This window comes from Tabrizicola sp. (genome assembly GCF_036781545.1).
Classification (GTDB): domain Bacteria; phylum Pseudomonadota; class Alphaproteobacteria; order Rhodobacterales; family Rhodobacteraceae; genus Tabrizicola.
The window spans coordinates 1-16922 of the sequence record NZ_DAIQAT010000011.1; the positions used below are offsets into that span (position 1 = coordinate 1).

General features: G+C 68.0%; 17 protein-coding genes. 12 read left to right on the forward strand and 5 right to left on the reverse strand.

All coding sequences use genetic code 11. The features are described 5' to 3' along the window. The 8 genes from V7Q39_RS03765 to V7Q39_RS03800 all read left to right on the forward strand — a co-directional run. A partial coding sequence (locus V7Q39_RS03765; RefSeq protein ID WP_333815082.1) for a CocE/NonD family hydrolase C-terminal non-catalytic domain-containing protein occupies nucleotides 1-585 on the forward strand: 585 nt, incomplete at its 5' end. A gap of 91 nt (nucleotides 586-676) precedes the next feature. Further along, nucleotides 677-1786 carry a succinylglutamate desuccinylase/aspartoacylase family protein gene (locus V7Q39_RS03770; protein ID WP_333815083.1) on the forward strand — a complete coding sequence of 370 codons (1110 nt, stop codon included), beginning with the start codon at nucleotides 677-679 and terminating at the stop codon, nucleotides 1784-1786. 27 nt (nucleotides 1787-1813) lie between these two features. After that, the gene (locus V7Q39_RS03775) at nucleotides 1814-3415 is read left to right on the forward strand and encodes a peptide ABC transporter substrate-binding protein (protein ID WP_333815084.1); all 1602 of its coding nucleotides are present in this window, start codon (nucleotides 1814-1816) and stop codon (nucleotides 3413-3415) included. Nucleotides 3416-3435: 20 nt separating this feature from the next. After that, nucleotides 3436-4359: an ABC transporter permease gene (locus V7Q39_RS03780; RefSeq protein ID WP_333815085.1), complete on the forward strand. Its 924-nt coding sequence runs from the start codon at nucleotides 3436-3438 to the stop codon at nucleotides 4357-4359. Further along, nucleotides 4349-5209: an ABC transporter permease gene (locus V7Q39_RS03785; protein ID WP_333815087.1), complete on the forward strand. Its 861-nt coding sequence runs from the start codon at nucleotides 4349-4351 to the stop codon at nucleotides 5207-5209. Before V7Q39_RS03780 ends, V7Q39_RS03785 begins: the two co-directional genes overlap by 11 nt. Then, nucleotides 5199-6179, forward strand: a complete 981-nt coding sequence (locus V7Q39_RS03790; protein ID WP_333815088.1) for an ABC transporter ATP-binding protein — start codon at nucleotides 5199-5201, stop codon at nucleotides 6177-6179. The genes V7Q39_RS03785 and V7Q39_RS03790 overlap by 11 nt, the downstream gene beginning before the upstream one ends. Beyond that, the gene (locus V7Q39_RS03795) at nucleotides 6176-7147 is read left to right on the forward strand and encodes an ABC transporter ATP-binding protein (RefSeq protein ID WP_333815089.1); all 972 of its coding nucleotides are present in this window, start codon (nucleotides 6176-6178) and stop codon (nucleotides 7145-7147) included. Before V7Q39_RS03790 ends, V7Q39_RS03795 begins: the two co-directional genes overlap by 4 nt. Continuing rightward, on the forward strand, nucleotides 7144-8955 hold the full coding sequence (locus tag V7Q39_RS03800) for a S9 family peptidase (RefSeq protein WP_333815091.1): 1812 nt from the start codon (nucleotides 7144-7146) through the stop codon (nucleotides 8953-8955). Before V7Q39_RS03795 ends, V7Q39_RS03800 begins: the two co-directional genes overlap by 4 nt. 142 nt (nucleotides 8956-9097) lie before the next feature. Here the strand turns inward: V7Q39_RS03800 and V7Q39_RS03805 are convergent, their stop codons facing one another. Next, nucleotides 9098-9412, reverse strand: coding sequence for an antifreeze protein (locus V7Q39_RS03805; RefSeq protein WP_333815093.1), 315 nt, complete (start codon nucleotides 9410-9412; stop codon nucleotides 9098-9100). 208 nt (nucleotides 9413-9620) lie between these two features. Next, entirely contained in the window at nucleotides 9621-10172 is a 552-nt protein-coding gene (locus V7Q39_RS03810) for a DUF4202 domain-containing protein (RefSeq protein ID WP_333815095.1), read from the reverse strand. A gap of 114 nt (nucleotides 10173-10286) precedes the next feature. On the opposite strand from V7Q39_RS03810, the gene V7Q39_RS03815 reads away from it, so the two are divergent. Both V7Q39_RS03815 and V7Q39_RS03820 read left to right on the forward strand, forming a co-directional pair. After that, the gene (locus tag V7Q39_RS03815) at nucleotides 10287-11309 is read left to right on the forward strand and encodes an NAD(P)H-dependent flavin oxidoreductase (protein WP_333815097.1); all 1023 of its coding nucleotides are present in this window, start codon (nucleotides 10287-10289) and stop codon (nucleotides 11307-11309) included. Beyond that, the gene (locus V7Q39_RS03820) at nucleotides 11306-11989 is read left to right on the forward strand and encodes a 5-formyltetrahydrofolate cyclo-ligase (RefSeq protein WP_333815099.1); all 684 of its coding nucleotides are present in this window, start codon (nucleotides 11306-11308) and stop codon (nucleotides 11987-11989) included. The genes V7Q39_RS03815 and V7Q39_RS03820 overlap by 4 nt, the downstream gene beginning before the upstream one ends. 141 nt (nucleotides 11990-12130) lie before the next feature. Here V7Q39_RS03820 and V7Q39_RS03825 read toward each other — a convergent pair whose 3' ends face one another. Genes V7Q39_RS03825 through V7Q39_RS03835 form a run of 3 tightly spaced genes read right to left on the reverse strand, consistent with a single transcriptional unit; the run spans nucleotide 12131 to nucleotide 14472 of the window. Continuing rightward, on the reverse strand, nucleotides 12131-13282 hold the full coding sequence (locus V7Q39_RS03825) for a CaiB/BaiF CoA transferase family protein (RefSeq protein ID WP_333815101.1): 1152 nt from the start codon (nucleotides 13280-13282) through the stop codon (nucleotides 12131-12133). Continuing rightward, nucleotides 13283-13894 (reverse strand): DsbA family protein, encoded by a 612-nt coding sequence (locus tag V7Q39_RS03830; RefSeq protein ID WP_333815148.1) that lies wholly within the window; start codon nucleotides 13892-13894, stop codon nucleotides 13283-13285. 53 nt (nucleotides 13895-13947) lie between these two features. Further along, a complete protein-coding gene (locus V7Q39_RS03835; protein ID WP_333815103.1) occupies nucleotides 13948-14472 on the reverse strand; it encodes a DUF721 domain-containing protein in 525 nt (174 codons plus the stop codon). Between the two features lie 164 nt (nucleotides 14473-14636). On the opposite strand from V7Q39_RS03835, the gene mutY reads away from it, so the two are divergent. Together mutY and V7Q39_RS03845 are read left to right on the forward strand one after the other, a co-directional pair. After that, complete coding sequence (gene mutY / locus V7Q39_RS03840; RefSeq protein ID WP_333815105.1) at nucleotides 14637-15680, forward strand: A/G-specific adenine glycosylase; 1044 nt, start codon at nucleotides 14637-14639, stop codon at nucleotides 15678-15680. Between the two features lie 76 nt (nucleotides 15681-15756). Then, a complete protein-coding gene (locus V7Q39_RS03845) occupies nucleotides 15757-16872 on the forward strand; it encodes an alkane 1-monooxygenase (RefSeq protein WP_333815106.1) in 1116 nt (371 codons plus the stop codon). Nucleotides 16873-16922: the final 50 nt, after the last annotated feature.

A 16922-nucleotide genomic window follows, 5' to 3' on the forward strand; every position in this document is an offset into this window, starting at 1 on the left:
GAACTGGACGACATCGCCCATGCCTTCCCGCCGGGGCACCGGATCGGGCTGTCGCTGTCCTCCGCCTACTGGCCGGTTGCCTGGCCTTCGCCCCAACTGGCGACGCTGACCCTCGACCTCGCCGCGACAGAGCTGGTGCTGCCCCGGCGCCCCCTGCGGGCGGAAGATGCGCAGTTGCGCCCCTTCGATCCGCCGGAACTGGCGCCGCAGAGCCCGGTGATCGACCATCCCGTCGCGCCCGCCCATCCGCGCCGGGTGACGCGGGACCTGTTGTCAGGCCGGATCACGGTGGATTTCCCGCGCTGGTGCTATGACCACGAGTTTCCCGACATCGGCATCCGCCAGGCCAGCGAAGGCCATGCACGCTATGAGATCACCGGCGACGACCCGCTGAGCGCGGCGATTGAAACCAGCTACCGGGTGGTGCAGACCCGCGCCGACGGGGTCTTCACCCATGACAGCTGCAGCCGGATGACCTGCGACGAAAGGACTTTTCATATCTGGGCGGAGACCGTGATCCGGGAGAACGGGGAAGAGATCGCCCGGCAGGAATGGCGCGAAGAGATCGCGAGGGACCATCTGTAATGACCGCCGCGCATGGCCACGTCAGGGTTGACTTGGGCCGGAGGCGAAGAGCAAGGTTTGATCAAATGGCCCTGCCAGGCCAGAGGTGTGCATGAGAACCGAGACCGTGCCCCTGACCGGGCCAAGTCCAGGCACGACGCGAACCCTGACCCGCCATCACTGGGGGCAGGCAGGGGCAAGGCCCAAGGTCTACCTGCAAGGCGGGCTGCACGCCGACGAGATGCCGGGTCCGCTGGCGCTGTATCACCTGATGCAGATGCTGGACACCGCCGAGGCCGAGGGGCGCATCGCCGGGCATGTGGTGGTGGTGCCGCTGGCCAACCCCATCGGCCTGTCGGAATGGCTCTTGCACAAGCCCGTGGGGCGGCGCGACCTGGAAGGGGCGCACAACTTCAACCGGGGCTATCCCGACCTTGCCGCCCTTGTCGGCGACGGGCTGGAGGGGCAGCTGAGGCCGGACCCGTCGGCGAATGTCGCCACCATCCGCGCGGCCTTCGGCAAGGCGCTTGCGGGCGTGAAGATCGAAACCGAGGTCGACGAGCTGCGCATCCGGCTGATGGAGGCGACGCATGACGCCGACATCGTCCTCGACCTGCACTGCGACCACCGGGCGGTGATGCATTTCTACGCCTCGACCGCGCGGCCCGAGATCACCGATCTGCTGGGCCGCTCTACCGGCTCGGTGCTGGCGCTGATCGAGGACAGCTCGGGCGGGAATGCCTTCGACGAGGCGCATACCGCCCCCTGGCGCAGCTTGCAGGCGCGGTTCGGCGCAGCGGTGCCGGTGCCCTGCTTCTCGACCACGCTGGAATATCGCGGGCAGCACGACGTGTCGGACGCGGTGGCGGCCAAGGATGCCGAGGGGCTGCTGGCCTTCCTCGCCGGTGTCGGCGCGCTGACCAGCGGCCCGGCCCCCGCGCATGGACCGGCGGAGGAAATGCCGCTGGCGGGCGCGGTGGAATTCACCGCCCCCATCGGCGGGATCGTGACTTGGGTGATGCAGCCCGGCGACCGGGTGGCAGAAGGGCAGCTCCTGGGCCATGTCACCGACCCCACGACCCGCCGACGCGAGGACATCCTCGCGCCCACCGCCGGGCTGTTGTTCCGGCAGGAGCTGTGGACCACCTGCCTCAAGGGGCAAGGGCTATGCCATGTGGCGGGGCTGGAAATCCGGCGGCAGGGCGACCTGCTGTCCGACTGAACCATAACAAGACAGGGAGTGACGCAGATGATCGGAAAGGCAAGCAGGATCGCGCGGTGGCTGGCCGGGGCGGCCACGGCTCTGGCCCTCGCCGCGGGGCCGGGGATGGCGGATGATGTGCTGGATCGCGGGGTCGGTTCGGAATGGGCCTCGCTTGACCCGCAGGTGAATTTCGATGCGGCGGCGGGCTGGATCCAGTCGGACGCCTACGAAGGGCTCGTCACCTACAACAGCAAGGGCGAGGTGATCCCCGGCGCCGCCGAAAGCTGGGAGATGAGCGACGATGGCAAGACCTATACCTTCCACCTGCGCGAGGGGCTGAAATGGTCCAACGGCGATCCGCTGGTGGCGCAGGATTTCGTCAATTCCGCCCTGCGGACGCTGAACCCTGAAACGGCTTCGGAAAAAGGCTATTACTTCTATTCCGTCATTCAGGTGAAAGGCGCGAAAGCCCTTGCCGATGGCGAGACGAAGGACCCCGCCACCTTCGGCATCACCGCCCCCGATCCCATGACCGTGGTGGTGGAGATGCTGAACCCCGCCCCGCACATGCTCGATCTGATGGGCGCCTTCCAGTTGGCGCCGCTCCATTCGCCGTCCTTCGCCGCCAATGGCGCCGCCGGGTTCATCGACCCGGCCAAGGTCGTCTCCAATGGTGCCTATGTGATCAAGGAAGTGGTTCCCCAAAGCCATGTGCTGCTGGAACGGAACCCGAACTACTGGGATGCGGCCAATGTCCACATCCCCTTCGTGAAATACCATGTGACCGAGGATGTGGCGACCGAGCTGAAGCGCTTCCGCGCGGGCGAGATCGACATCACCTATGACATCCCGCTGAACCAGATCGAGGCGCTGAAGGCCGAGATGCCGGATCAGGTCCATATCTCGCCCTCGACCGAGGTGGTCTATTACGACTTCAACCTGACGAAAGAGCCGTTCAAGAACCCCGATCTGCGCCGCGCCCTGTCGCTGGCCATCGACCGCGAGGTGCTGGAAGGCAAGATCGTCAAGGGCGAGGCGATCCCGACCTTCTCCTTCGCAGGCGGCTTCGATCCGACCTACGCCGGGCCGCAGATCGCCGAAGCCTCCATGACCCAGGCCGAGCGTGAGGCTCTTGCGAAAGAGCTTTATGCCAAGGCGGGCTATGGGCCGGACAATCCGTTGAAGATCAACATCGTCTCCATCTCGTCCGAAGATGCGATCCGGCGCGCGCAGGGCGTGGCGCTGATGTGGAAGAAGGTTCTGGGGGTGCAGGCCGTCAATGACGCGCAGGAGCGCAAGGCCTGGCTCGACAGCTTCTATGCCGGAACCTGGGATGTCTTCGCCGACGATCTCGTCGGCGATTTCGCCGGGGCGGAGACCTTTCTCGCCTACCTGCGGCCTTCGGCCGATGCGGGCTACAACTGGGTGAAGCCCGAATATGACGCCGCGATGGACAAGGCGGCGCAGATGCCGGACAAAGCCTCGCGCAATGCCGCGCTCGCGGAGGCGGAGAAGCTTCTTCTCGACGACTACATCTTCGCGCCGCTGGCGATCATCCCGACGCGGCATCTGATCAGCCCGCAGGTGAAGGGCTTTGAAAGCTCGGTCGCGGGCTACAACAACTCGCAGTTCCTGACGCTGGAGTAGGGGCTGGGCAGGCACAAGCGATGCTGCGCTTCATCGGCAAGAGGCTCTGGGATGGCGGGCTGACCCTCGCCGCCCTCGTCACGCTGACCTTCTTCGTCATGCGGCTGGCGCCGGGCGGGCCGTTCTCGCGCAGCCGCAAGATCTCGCCCGAGGTGCTGGCCAACATCCAGGCGGCTTTCCACCTCGATGAGCCGGTGTGGAAGCAGTTCGCCCGCTATGTCTGGGGGCTGCTGCATCTCGACCTCGGCCCCTCCACCCGATTCCGCGACTATTCGGTGAGCGACCTGATCCTGTCGGGCCTGCCCTATTCGCTGACCATCGGTTTCTGGGCGGTGGTGGTGGCGAGCCTCGTGGGCGTGTCGCTTGGCATCATCGGGGCGCTGCGGCGCAACCAGCCCGCGGATTACCTGGCCGGGCTGATCGGGGTGGTCGGCATCGCCGTGCCGATCTTCGTGATCGGTCCGCTCTGCCAGCTTGTCTTCGGGCTGAAGCTCGGCTGGCTGCCGGTCGGCGGCTCGGGGCAGGGGTGGCGCTCGCTGGTGCTGCCGGTTCTGGTGCTGTCGCTGCCGAACATCGCCTATATCTCGCGGCTCACCCGGTCTTCGATGATCGAGACCCTGCGCGAGAATTACGTCCGCACTGCCCGCGCCAAGGGCCTTGGCGGCGGCCGGGTGCTCAGGGTGCATGTGCTGCGCGGGGCGCTTCTGCCGGTCGTCGCCTATCTCGGCCCGGCGACGGCGGCGATCATCACCGGCTCCATCCTGATCGAGACGGTCTTTGCCGTGCCGGGGATCGGGCGGCATTTCGTCGATGCGGCGCTGAACCGGGACTATCCCCTGGTGATGGGGATCACGCTGCTTTACGGCGCGCTGCTGATCTTCTTCAACATCGGCACCGATCTGCTGCGCGGCTGGATGGACCCGAGGTTGCGCCATGGCCGTTGAGCGCCCCTTGTCCACCTTTCAGCTTCAGCTACGACGCTTCGCGCAGAACCGGCTGGCAATGCTGTCAGTTTTCGTACTGGCGCTGATCGTTCTGGCCTGTTTCTTCGGCCCCTACGCCTTTCCCTTCGACGGGGAAGAGGCGGATTTCGACTATATCGGCGCGCCCATCGACTTTTCCTCGCCGCATCTTTTCGGCACGGACGATTTCGGCCGCGACCTTCTGGTGCGGGTGCTGGAGGGCGGACAGGTCTCGCTGACCATCGGCTTTCTGGGGGCGCTGACCGCCGGGGGGATCGGGGTGCTCTACGGGGCCATCGCGGGCTATGTCGGCGGCAGGCTCGACGGGCTGATGATGCGCTGCATCGAGATCCTTTACGGCTTTCCCTATGTGATCCTGGTGATCCTGCTCAGCCTGCTGTTCGGTGGCGGCAATGTGGCGCTGTTCGCGGCCATCGTCTTCACGCTGTGGCTGACACCCGCCGTCATCGTCCGGGCACAGGCGCAGTCGCTGGCGCAGCGCGAATTCGTCCAGGCCGCGCGGGCCGGGGGGATGACCGGCCCGGCCATCGTGCTGCAGCACATCGTGCCGAACTGCATGTCCACCGTGATCGTCTACGGCTCGCTTCTCGTGCCCGAGGTGATTCTGTCGGAATCGTTCCTCTCCTTCCTCGGCATCGGCATCAAGGAGCCGCAGGCAAGCTGGGGCAACCTGATCCAGACCGGCACCTCGGCGATGGACACCGACCTGCGGCTCCTGCTCCTGCCCGGAGCGTTGCTGGTCGCGGTGCTCCTCTGCCTCAACTTCATCGCCGACGGGCTGCGTGATGCCTTCGATCCCAATGACCGATAGCCTGCTCTCCATAAGGGACCTCAGCGTCCGCTTCCGCCTGGCCGAGCGCGAGGCGCTGGCGGTGGACGGCGTCTCGTTGGATGTGGGCCCGGGCGAAGTGCTGGGTATCGTCGGTGAAAGCGGTTCGGGGAAAAGCCAGATCCTCTATGCGATGATGGGACTTCTGGCCGCGAACGGGCGGGCCTCGGGGCAGGTGATGTTCCAGGGCCAGGACCTGCTGGCGCTGTCCCCGCGCGCGCTGGACAGGGTCCGCGGACTGGCACTGTCGATGATCTTCCAGGACCCGATGACCAGCCTCAACCCCTATATGCGGGTCGGCGACCAGCTGGCCGAGGGGCTGATCGTCCACAAGGGCATGGGCAAGGCCGAGGCGCGGGCCGAGGCGGTGCGGATGCTCGACCGGGTGCGCATCCCGGACGCCGCCGCCCGTGCCCGACGGTTCCCGCATGAATTCTCCGGCGGCATGCGCCAGCGGGTGATGATCGCGATGGCGCTTCTTGCCCGCCCACGCCTTCTCTTGGCCGACGAACCCACCACTGCGCTGGACGTCACCATCCAGGCGCAGGTGCTGGACCTGATGGCCGAGCTTGCGCGCGAGACCGGGACGGCGATCATCCTCGTCACGCATGACCTGGGCGTGGTGGCGCGGCTCTGCGACCGGGTGGTCGTGCTCTACGGCGGGCGGGTGATGGAGGAGGCCCCGGCGGAGCTTTTGTTCGACGCCCCCTCGCACCCCTATACCCGCGGGCTTCTGGCTGCGATGCCCCGTCTGGAAACCGCGCTGACCCCGCGGCTGGGCACGATCCCCGGCACGCCGCGCTCAGGCGGTGCGGTAACGGGCTGCCCCTTCGTCGACCGCTGCGAGGTCCGCCTGCCGGTCTGCGCGACCGACCGTCCGCCTCTGCGCGACCTCGGCGCCTTCGGCCCCGGACGCCGGGCCGCCTGCCACCTGACGGGGGCCGCATCATGACGCTGCTCGACGTGCGCAACCTCGGCGTCGGCTACCGGGTGCCCGGCGCCGGACTGTTCTCCGCGCCCCGTCTTCTGCCCATCGTCCACGACGTCTCCTTCACGCTGGAGGCGGGCCGCACCCTGGGCATCGTGGGGGAATCCGGCTGCGGCAAGTCCACCCTCGGCCGCGCCCTCCTGCGGCTGATCGAGCCTTCGGGCGGGCAGGTGCTGTGGCAGGGCGAGGATATGGCGACGATCCCCGACCTGCGCCGCCGCCGGTCCGAGATGCAGATCATCTTCCAGGACCCGGTCGCCGCGCTCGACCCCCGGATGACGCTGGCCCGCATCGTCAGCCGCCCGCTCGCCACCTTCGAGCCCGGCCTCACCCGCGCCGAGGCCCGCGCCCGCGCGATCGAGGCCCTGGGGCAGGTCGGCCTTTCCGCCGATTTCGCCGACCGCTACCCGCATGAGCTGTCCGGCGGGCAGGCGCAGCGCGTTGGCATCGCGCGGGCGCTGGTCGGCAGGCCAAAGCTCATCGTCTGCGACGAACCCGTCTCGGCGCTGGACGTCTCGATCCAGGCGCAGGTGATCAACCTCTTGATGGACCTGCAGGAAAAGATGGGCCTCGCCCTCGTCTTCATCTCGCACAACCTGGCCGTCGTGCGCCACATCAGCCACGAGGTGGTGGTGATGTGCCTCGGCCGCGTGGTCGAACAGGCGCAGCGGTCGGATTTCTACGCCCGCCCCCTGCACCCCTACAGCCAAGCCCTGATGCAGGCCGTCCCCGAACCCGACCCGCGGCGCGAGAAGGGCCGTGTCGGCACCGCGCTGGCCGGGGAACTGCCCTCTGTCCTGGCGCCACCACCCGGCTGCGTCTTCGCCAGCCGTTGCCCGCAGGCCGCCGAGATCTGCCGGACCACGCGCCCCGATCTGCGCGAGGTCGCCCCCGGCCGCCTTGCCGCCTGCCATTTCGTCGAGGAAACATGACCGATCTTGCCGCGCTCTGGGCCGCTGTTCCGCAGCTGTCGAACATCCACGCCAGCGCCGATGGCCGCTGGGCCTTCTGGTGCCTCGCCGGCCCCACCGAGACCGAGAATGTCTGGTGCGCGCCGCTGGACGGCTCCGCCCCGCCCCGGATGCTGACCGACGGGCAGGATCACTACCTCATCCGCGACGTGGCCCCCGACGGCAGCCGCCTGCTCCTCGCCCAGTCGCTGAACGCGAACGAGCATGACCACCTCCTGCTCCTCGACCGGGAAACCGGCGCGCTTCGGCAGATCACCCCGACGCAGGACACGCATTACGTCTATGGCGGGGCGTTTGCGGCGGACCAGGGCGCAGTCTTCTTCCTCGCGGATTTCGACTATGCCACGGATCAGGTGACGGCAGGCGCCTGGCTCTGGCGGCAGGACCTCGCCACCGGCGCGCGCACCTGCCTGGCGCAGGCGGACAGCCCGCCGCATTTCTACGTCGGCCCGCTGCTTTCGCCCGATGGCACCCGGCTTCTGTGGCACCGCAGCGACCGGGCGCCCGGCGGCTACCAGCTCTGGATCGTGCCGGTGGACGGGGCCCAAGCCCGGAAGGTGCTGGACCTGGGCGAGCGCAACAACGTGCTGGCGGTCTGGCTGGACGCGGACCGGATCGGCTTCGCCTGCGACCATGACGGGCGCGACCGGCTGGGGGTGTTGACCCTGTCCACCGGCGCGGGCGACTGGATCGCCGAAGAACCGCAGCTTTACCCCCATGCGGTGCTGGCCGGGACGGGGCAGGACTTCCTCTGCATTCACCACGAAGAAAGCCACACCCGCGCCGCGCTGGTCCGGGGGCATGACCTCCGCCCGCTCCCCAACCTCTCCGGCCGCCGCAGCCTTTTGCCCCATGCCGCCCTGCCCGACGGCGGCTGGCTGGCCGAGGCCTATGACGCCGACGCTCCGCATGATCTGGTGGCCGTGGCAGAGGATGGTAACTGCCGGGCGATCTGGCGCGCCGCACCAGAACCCGCGCGCCGCCACACCGCCCCGCAGGACTTCCGCTGGACCGCCCCCGACGGGCGCGCGCTGCAGGGCTGGCTTTACCGCCCGGACGGGGTGCCCAAGGGCCTCATCGGTTATGTGCACGGCGGGCCGACCTGGCATTCGGAGGATTGGGTGAACCCGAAGATCCAGTTCTGGGTATCACAGGGCTATGCCGTCCTCGATCCGAACTACCGCGGCTCGACCGGTTTCGGTTACGCACACCGCGAGGCGGTGAAAGAGGACGGCTGGGGCGGGCGGGAACAGGCCGACATCCGCGCGGGGCTGGAGGCGGCGCTGACAACCGGCCTCCCCGGTCCGGTGGCGGTGGCGGGCAATTCCTACGGCGGCTTCTCCAGCTGGTTCGCGATCACCCGCCATTCCGACCTGGTGACGGCCGCGATCCCGATGTGCGGGATGTATCGGCTGGACATCGACTACCACGCGACCGAGATGCCGCATGGCCGCGCCTACAGCGAGGAAATGATGGGCGGCACGCCCGAGGAGTTTCCCGAGAAATACGCCAATGCCTCGCCGGGGCGCTTCATCGACCGCATTCGGGGTCATGTGATGATCGTGCATGGCCTCGCGGATTCGAACGTGGGGCCTGAGAATACGCATACCGCAGTGCGCGAGTTGACGGCGGCGGGCATTCCGCATGAGGTGATGCTGTTTCCCGATGAAGGCCACGGCGTCTTCCGCCGCCCGAATGTCACAGCCTATCTGCGCGCCAGCGCGGCCTTTCTGCAGCGCGCCTTCCACGACGGAAGGCGCGAGGGCTGAGGGTCAGAACGGGCTCTCAACCGCCACGCCGGTAGGCAGGAAGTCGTCGACGTTCCCCGTCACCACCGTCGCCCCGTGGGCCAGTGCCGTGGCGGCGATCATCAGGTCGGCCCCGCGCGATGGGGCTCCAAAGACAAGCCGGTCAGGGCTGGCCGGGGCCGCGGCAGGCCAGGCGCTTGACGTTTGAACGGGTGCGGCGACGGATCGGCTTCAGCGCAGCCTCGGCGATCAGGGCGGGGGGCTTGCCGGTCAGCACCGCTTGCGAGGTGGCGATGGCCGACTGGCTCAGCGCGGCAAGCTTCTCCGAAGACATGCGGGCGTTTTCCGACGGGGCGACGCGCCACAGGCCCATCAGCCCCAGCATCCGCATCCCGATCACCATCTGCGCCTCGGCCAGCATGGTGCCGGTCTTGAGCGAAAGGCCGATCAGCTGGGCCGGGGTCATCATCGGATACATGGTCAGGTCCTTTGCAAAAAGCGCTCTCGGGCGGCGCGGTCATGCTCGCATGAAAAGCCGACAGGGGGACGACAGGGATGCGGACCCGGCGAAATGCAGCCTGTCACCCGTCCGTTGAGCCGCCGCAAAGTCTTGCCAGATCGTTAACGCGGTTTTTCAAGTCCTTGAAATCATGGGGCCGAAAATCTGCCCGCGCGCGGGCAGCCGCTCAGGCCTCGCCGAAGGCCTGGGCGAGCGGGGCAGGCAGGTCGAACTCCTCCAACACCCGCATCCGGCCCGCCGCGGACATCTTCCGGGCCGTCTTCCGGACGATATCCAGCGTCTGCTCGGCATCGCGACCGGCGGCGAAGGGGGTGAAATGGAACTTCAGGAAGACGAAGCAGATCACGTCCTCCAGCGCCTGCACCTCGGGGTCGCGCTTGATCCCCTCCTTGCGGAGCAGGACCCCGACCCGCTCGCAATCCCCGGCGGGAAAGCCCGCCTCCGCCATGTTCCCCGCCACCCGCTCGGCATGGCGCCGCCCTTGTTCCCGCCGCCAGTCCAGATATCCCGCCTTGCCCTCGGGGTAGTCCGACCGCGGCAGGAGCCAGCGTTCCACATGCTGCCCCCGCGCCGCGACCTGCAGGACATCGGAGGCCCCGGGAAACAGCCGCGCCAGCTCGGCACTCATCCGCTGCCCGTAGACCACCGCCTCGCCCTTCGGGTCGGCGGCGTTGGCCCGGTCGATCAACGCAAGCGCGCGATGCAGACGATCGGTCATTGTGCCCCCTTCGGCCTGGTGTAAACTCATCTTCGCGGTGCCCGGTGGGAATGTCACGGGCCGATGTTCCTGCGGAACCGTTTGACGTCTGGTTGCGATGTCGGAGGGGATGGGATGGGTGACATAGTTCCAAGCTTGCGAACCCCGCTGTGCGATCTTCTGGGCTGCGAGGTGCCGATCCTGCTGGCGGGCATGGGCGGGGTTGCCCGGGCCGAACTGGCGGCGGCGGTGGCGCGGGCCGGGGGCTATGCGATGCTGGGGATGGTCCGGGAAAGCCCCGACCTGATCGAGACCGAAATCGCGGCCTATCGCGCGGCGACGAACCGGCCCTTTGCGGTGAACGTGATCCCCTCTGCGACCGAGCCGGGGCTTCTGGACCGGCAGATCTCCCGCTGCCTGGACCTTGGCGTCCGTGCCTTCACCTTCTTCTGGGACGTGATGCCCGAGGTCGTGGCCCGGGTGAAGCGCGAGGGTTGCCTGGTCCTGCATCAGGTCGGCACGGTTCAGGCCGCGCGGCAGGCCGAGGCGGCGGGGGCGGATGTGATCATCACACAGGGGATCGAGGCCGGGGGCCATGTGCATGGCCGGATCGGCGCCTTCGCGCTGGCCGAGACGGTTCTTGCCGACGCGCGGGTGCCGGTGGTGGTGTCGGGCGGCATCGGTTCGGGGCGCGGGCTGGCGGCAGCGTTGGCCATGGGGGCACAGGGGGTGCAGTGCGGGACAGCCTTCCTCGCGACCGAAGAGGCCTGGGCGCATGACTATCACAAGCGGCGGGTGGTCGAGGCAGAGGGCGGCGATACGGTGCTGACCGATGTCTTCGTGCTGAACTGGCCGAAAGGGGCGGCGGTGCGGGTGATCGGCAACAGCGTCACGCAGGCCTTCGGCGACAACCTGATGGGCCACGACCCCGACACCCTGCCGCGTGAAGCGATTGCCGAGGATTCGGGCCAGCCGCTCCTGCGTTATTCCACGGACTCGCCGATGCGCCACACCACGGGGTCGCTGGAGGAGATGGCGCTTTACGCCGGGCAGGGCGCCGGGCTGATCCGCGATGTGATCCCGGCAGGGGAGCGGCTGCAGCGGATGGTCAAGGAGGCGGCGGACTGTCTGGCGGCGCTGCCGGGATGCGGACGATGACAAGCGACGATACCCCCGGCCGCTATGCCTCGCCGCCCTGCATGGCGGCGGAGGTCGACCCGACCTATTTCGACCCCGCCCATGTGGACCCGGAACAGGCGCGCGACGTGGCGCGCTGGCGCAAGGCCGAACGGCTGCGGCTGCGGGCGGAACGCGACGCGCTGAGCGTGGCTGAGCGCGCAGCGAAGGGCGAGGCGATCGGCGGGCACCTGCTGCGGTTCCTGGAGGCGCGCTTCGGCCGTCTGGCGGGCCGTGTCTTCTCCGGCTACTGGCCGATCAAGGGCGAGCCGGACCTGCGGCCGGTGCTGGCCAGCCTGCACGCCGCGGGGGCGCGGGTCGCGCTGCCGCTGGTCGAGGTGAAGGCCGCCCCGCTGGTCTTCCGCCGCTGGACGCCGGAGACAAAGATGGTGCGCGGCGACTGGAACATCCCGGTCCCCCCACCCGAGGCCGAGGCGGTGGTGCCCGAGATCGCGCTGGCCCCGGTGATGGGCTGGACGCAGGACCGGTTCCGGCTGGGCTATGGGGGCGGCTATTTCGACCGGACGCTGGCTTCACTTTCGCCGCGTCCCTTCACCATCGGGATCGGGCTGCAGTCGGCGCGGCTGGCGACGATCTTCCCGCAGCCGCATGACATTCCGCTGGACGCGATCCTGACCGAGGACGGGGCGCAGGCGGGCTAGCGATTAGACCGTCGTCAAAAGCTGGCTGCTTGTGTGGCGGAGGAAATTGGAATGCGCGGCGGCCAGTGACATATGGCACGGGCTGGCGGTTCGTGAGGCGTGTGGGGTAGCGCGATTCCTGTGCCGTGCCGCATTGCTTCGCTAGGCAGACGGGTGTGAAATCTCCGGTTTCAGCACCTCGTCCTGATGCTGCCCCAGCCGTGGCGCAGGCCGGTCCAGCGCCAGTTCGGCGCCCGAAAAGCTCATCGGGCTGCGCACGCCCTTCATCCCCTCCGGCGCGATCTGCATCCGGCGCGCCACCACCTGCGGGTCGGCGAAGACCTCGGTCAGGTCATTGATCGGCCCGGCAGGCACGCCCTCGGCCTCGCAGGCGGCCAGCAGATCCGCCTTCGCCCAGGTCTTCGTGGCCGCCGTCAGCCGATCCGTCATCTCCACGCGGTTGGCGATCCGGTCGGCGTTGGTCAGGAACTTCGCGTCCCCGGCCATGCTGTCCAGCCCCAGAATCCGGCATAGCCGCTGGTATTGCCCATCGTTCCCCGTCGCCAGGATCAGCCAGCCATCCTTGCAATCGAAGACCGCATAGGGCGCGAGGTTCGGATGCGCATTGCCCATCAGGCCCGGTGCCTTGCCACTGGCCAGATAGTTCATCGCCTGGTTCGCCATCACGCTGGTCGCCACGTCGAGCAAAGCCATGTCGATCTGCTGGCCCTCGCCCGTCCGCCCGCGCTGTACCAGCGCGGCAAGGATCGCCGTCGCGGCATAGACCCCGGTGAAGATGTCGGTGACAGCCACCCCCACCTTCTGCGGCTGCCCGTCCGGCGCGCCCGTCACACTCATCAGGCCCGACATGCCCTGAATGATGAAGTCATACCCGGCCCGGTGCGCGTAGGGACCGTCCTGCCCGAAGCCGGTGATCGAGCAGTAGATCAGCCGGGGATTCACCTTGCGCAGGCTCTCCCAGTCGAGCCCGTATTTCGCCAGCCCGCCCACCTTGAAATTCTCGATCACCACGTCGGCGTCTGCGACCAGGCGGCGCACGGTCTCCTGCCCCTCGGCGGTGCGGAAATCGCAGGTGATCGACCGCTTGCCGCGGTTCGCCGCATGGAAATAGGCCGCGGTCTTCTCGCCTTGGCTCTCGATGAACGGAGGCCCCCAGCGGCGGGTATCGTCGCCCTCCGGTGCCTCGACCTTGATCACATCGGCGCCGAGATCGGCCAAGGTCTGCCCGGCCCAGGGACCCGCCAGAATCCGCGCCAGCTCGATGACGCGGATCCCTTCCAGCGGTGCGGCCATTTATTTTGCCAGCTCGGCGTCGAGGATCGGCTTCAGGTCCTCATAGGCCATGTTGGAATATTTGGTGCCGTTGATGAAGAGCGTCGGCGTGCCTTGCACACCGTCGGCCTCGAAATTGGTCTGGAACTGCTTGATCAGGGCTTCGGCATTGGCGGTGTCGTTCAGGCAGGCGTCCATCGCCGCGTCTTCAAGACCCGCCGAGCGGCCAAGCGTCTTCAGGTTCTCGACTACCTTCGCGGGATCGTCCGACCCGGCCCATTCCGCCTGCTTGGCGAAGAGCATGTCCTGGATGCCGAAATACTTCATCTCGCCGCCGCAACGGGCGATCAGCGCAGCCCAGAGACCGTAGCGGTCGAAATAGACCTCGCGCAGGGTGAAGTGGACCTTGCCGGTGTCGATGTAGTCCTTCTTCAGCTGGCCGAAGACGGTTTCGTGGAAATGCGCGCAATGCGGGCAGGTGAAGCTGGCATATTCCACCATCTTCACCTTGGCGTCGGGGGACCCCAGCGAGAAGTCGCCGGGGCCGGCGGCAGCCGGCGTCTCGGCGGTGGTGGTTTCCTGCGCCAGCGCCGGGGTCATCGCCGCGGTGGCGGCTGCGGCAAGGGCGATCATCGCCCGGCGGTTCAGTTTCATCATGGGTCGGCGTCCTTCATGCAGTCCGGATATCAAGATCGCGGGCGAGTTAAGATGTTTTGCGCCAGCTGTTCAAGCGCGCTGCGCAAAGAGGGGTCGGCCACGCCTTCGGCTGCGGCTTGTGCCTGGGCGGTCGTCGCGGGATCGGGGGACTTCGCGGGTTTCGGCGCCGGGGCGAATTCGGCCTGCCCCTCGGCAAAGCCGGTGGCCGCCGTCTGGGTCAGATGGATATGGCTGATCGCATTGTAGCCGTAGACGGCGTTCACCCGTTCCTTCAGCCGGGGCAGCGCCATCTGCACCATCGGCGCCTCGGCGGCCTTGACCAGAAGCGTCAGCGTCGCCCCCATCCCGCCCTTTCCGTAACCGATCTTCACCGGGCGGGTCTTGCGCGCCAGTTCCTCGCCCACCGCTTCGGCCCAATGGGTGAGAAGCCGCGCCACCGCGAAGCCGCGCGATTCCCCGGCTGAGCGCACAGCCTCTTTCATCAGCCCGAAGGCCGGCTCGAACCCGCGCATCCGGTGGTCCGCACTGGGAGTGGGAAGGGGTTTGCGGCTCATCGCGGGTCTGGAGGTCTCCTGTCCTTGGCCCACATTCTACCGCAAGGGGCCGCCCCCGCCAGAGCGAAGGCTGAAACAGGAATAAACATTGCGTCATTCGGGGGTTGTCGGATGCCCGCGCAACCCCTCTGGCCCGCCGCCCCCCGTTCGCTATCTTCGCCGGGATGCAGGACGCCTCCGAATCCCTCTCGGCGCAACTTCTCGCCTGGTACGATCGCCACGCCCGGGTGATGCCCTGGCGCGTCTCGCCGCAGGATCGCGCCGCGGGCCTCCGTCCCGACCCCTACCGCGTCTGGCTGTCCGAGGTGATGCTGCAACAGACCACCGTCGCCGCCGTGAAGGACTATTTCCACCGTTTCACCGCCCGCTGGCCCACCGTTGCCGCGCTGGCGGCTGCTGCGGATGCCGATGTCATGGGGGAATGGGCGGGCCTCGGCTATTATGCCCGCGCCCGGAACCTGCTGAAATGCGCCCGTGCCGTCGTCGCCCTGCACGGGGGCCGCTTCCCGGACAGCCGCGAGGCCCTGCTGACGCTGCCCGGCATCGGCCCCTATACCGCCAGTGCCATCGCTGCCATCGCCTTTGACGAGCCCGCGACCGTGGTCGACGGCAATGTCGAGCGGGTGATGGCGCGGATGTTCCTGGTCGAAACCCCGCTCCCCGCCGCGAAGCCCGAGCTGACCATGCTGGCTGCCCGCCTGACCCCTGCGACGCGACCGGGGGATTACGCGCAGGCGGTAATGGACCTCGGCGCCACGATCTGCACCCCGCGGTCGCCCGCCTGCGGCATCTGCCCCTGGGTAGAGGCCTGCCTCGCCCGCGCGGCAGGCGTGCAGGCCGACCTGCCGCGGAAATCCCCGAAGCCCGAGAAACCCACCCGTCGCGGCACGCTCTGGCTCGGCCACCGCGAGGGTGCTGTCCTCCTCGAACGCCGCCCGGACAAGGGCCTCCTCGGCGGGATGCTCGGCATCCCCGGCGACGGCTGGGACGGGCAGGGCGGCGAGGCCCCCGCTATGGCCGACTGGCAGGAGGTGGGGGAGGTCCGGCACACCTTCACCCATTTCCACCTGATCCTGCGGGTCCTGACCGCCCGGATCGACAGCCCGCCCACGCGCGGGGTCCTGATTTCCCGCCAGGACTTCCGCCCCGCCGACCTGCCCACCGTCATGCGCAAGGCCTGGGATCTGGCGCGGCACGAGGTGCACTGATCCCGCGCGCGACGAGCAGCCCCTGTGCCGTCTTGCCCCGTTGAGCCGCCGCGCCAATCGGCTACACTCCCGGCCCATGAGCCCGCTCCCGAAAGCCCTGCCCTTCTGGCTGTCCCTGGGCCTGCCCCCCCTCGCCGTTCTGGGCATGATGCAGGGCGGCTGGACCATCGCGCTTCTGCCGCTGGCGACCTGGTGGCTTTTCACCCTGCTCGACGCGATCACCGGGCGGACGACCGCCAACCCCGACCCGCAGACCCCCGAGGCTGCGCTGACCGCCTACCGCGCCGTCACGCTGGTGTGGTTCCCGGTCCAGATGGCGCTTCTCGCGCTGATGCTGTGGTATGTGCCGCAGGCCCCCCATCTGGATACCGGCGAGAGGATCGGGCTTTTCTTCGGCATGGGTGTCGTCTCCGGCACGATCGGGATCAACTACGCGCACGAGCTGATGCACCAGAAATCCCGCCTCGAACGTGGACTGGCCGACCTCCTGCTCGCATCGGTCCTGTATTCCCACTTCCGCTCGGAACACCTGCGGGTCCACCACATCCACGTCGGCACCCCGCGCGACCCGGTGACGGCGCGCTACAACGAAGGGTTCCACCGCTTCTTCCCCCGCGTCCTGCGGCAATGCCCGCGATCCGCCTGGGCAGCGGAAGCGGCGATGCTGGCCCGGCGTGGTCTGCCCTGGTGGCACCGCTCCAACCCGTACTGGCGCTATGCCCTGCTGCAAGCCGCTTTCCTCGCCCTCGCCCTTGCCCTGGGGGGCTGGGCTGGCCTCGGCCTGTTCCTGGTGCAGGCCTTCACCGCGATCTGGCAGCTGGAACTGGTGAACTATATCGAGCACTACGGCCTGACCCGCCGCCATCTGGGCGAGGGCAGATATGAGCATGTCCTGCCCCGCCACAGCTGGAACGCCGACCACAAGGCCTCGAACTGGCTCTTGATCAACCTCCAGCGCCATTCGGATCATCACTACAAGCCCGGCCGGCGCTTTCCCGTGTTGCAGACCTATGCGGAAGGCGAGGCGCCGCAGCTTCCTTACGGCTACCCGCTGATGACCATGGCCGCGATGGTGCCGCCGCTGTGGAAGCGGATCATGAACCGGAAGGTGAAGGAATGGCGCCGCCGGCACTATCCCGACATCGCCGACTGGCACCCTTACAACAAGGCGCTGAACCCGGTTTCGGGTTAGGGCGGAGTTTTCGAAAACTCCGGACCGGAGCCTTCAAAGGCTCCGTCGCG

Bases quoted from the DNA above. Each gene is read 5' to 3' on its own strand.
- V7Q39_RS03830 (WP_333815148.1), bottom strand. From the start codon at position 13,894: ATGATCGCCCTTGCCGCAGCCGCCACCGCGGCGATGACCCCGGCGCTG.
- V7Q39_RS03805 (WP_333815093.1), bottom strand. From the start codon at position 9,412: ATGTATCCGATGATGACCCCGGCCCAGCTGATCGGCCTTTCGCTCAAG.
- V7Q39_RS03795 (WP_333815089.1), top strand. From the start codon at position 6,176: ATGACGCTGCTCGACGTGCGCAACCTCGGCGTCGGCTACCGGGTGCCC.
- V7Q39_RS03770 (WP_333815083.1), top strand. From the start codon at position 677: ATGAGAACCGAGACCGTGCCCCTGACCGGGCCAAGTCCAGGCACGACG.
- V7Q39_RS03800 (WP_333815091.1), top strand. From the start codon at position 7,144: ATGACCGATCTTGCCGCGCTCTGGGCCGCTGTTCCGCAGCTGTCGAAC.
- V7Q39_RS03810 (WP_333815095.1), bottom strand. From the start codon at position 10,172: ATGACCGATCGTCTGCATCGCGCGCTTGCGTTGATCGACCGGGCCAAC.
- V7Q39_RS03820 (WP_333815099.1), top strand. From the start codon at position 11,306: ATGACAAGCGACGATACCCCCGGCCGCTATGCCTCGCCGCCCTGCATG.
- mutY (WP_333815105.1), top strand. From the start codon at position 14,637: ATGCAGGACGCCTCCGAATCCCTCTCGGCGCAACTTCTCGCCTGGTAC.
- V7Q39_RS03825 (WP_333815101.1), bottom strand. From the start codon at position 13,282: ATGGCCGCACCGCTGGAAGGGATCCGCGTCATCGAGCTGGCGCGGATT.
- V7Q39_RS03780 (WP_333815085.1), top strand. From the start codon at position 3,436: ATGCTGCGCTTCATCGGCAAGAGGCTCTGGGATGGCGGGCTGACCCTC.
- V7Q39_RS03775 (WP_333815084.1), top strand. From the start codon at position 1,814: ATGATCGGAAAGGCAAGCAGGATCGCGCGGTGGCTGGCCGGGGCGGCC.
- V7Q39_RS03815 (WP_333815097.1), top strand. From the start codon at position 10,287: ATGGGTGACATAGTTCCAAGCTTGCGAACCCCGCTGTGCGATCTTCTG.
- V7Q39_RS03785 (WP_333815087.1), top strand. From the start codon at position 4,349: ATGGCCGTTGAGCGCCCCTTGTCCACCTTTCAGCTTCAGCTACGACGC.
- V7Q39_RS03790 (WP_333815088.1), top strand. From the start codon at position 5,199: ATGACCGATAGCCTGCTCTCCATAAGGGACCTCAGCGTCCGCTTCCGC.
- V7Q39_RS03845 (WP_333815106.1), top strand. From the start codon at position 15,757: ATGAGCCCGCTCCCGAAAGCCCTGCCCTTCTGGCTGTCCCTGGGCCTG.
- V7Q39_RS03835 (WP_333815103.1), bottom strand. From the start codon at position 14,472: ATGAGCCGCAAACCCCTTCCCACTCCCAGTGCGGACCACCGGATGCGC.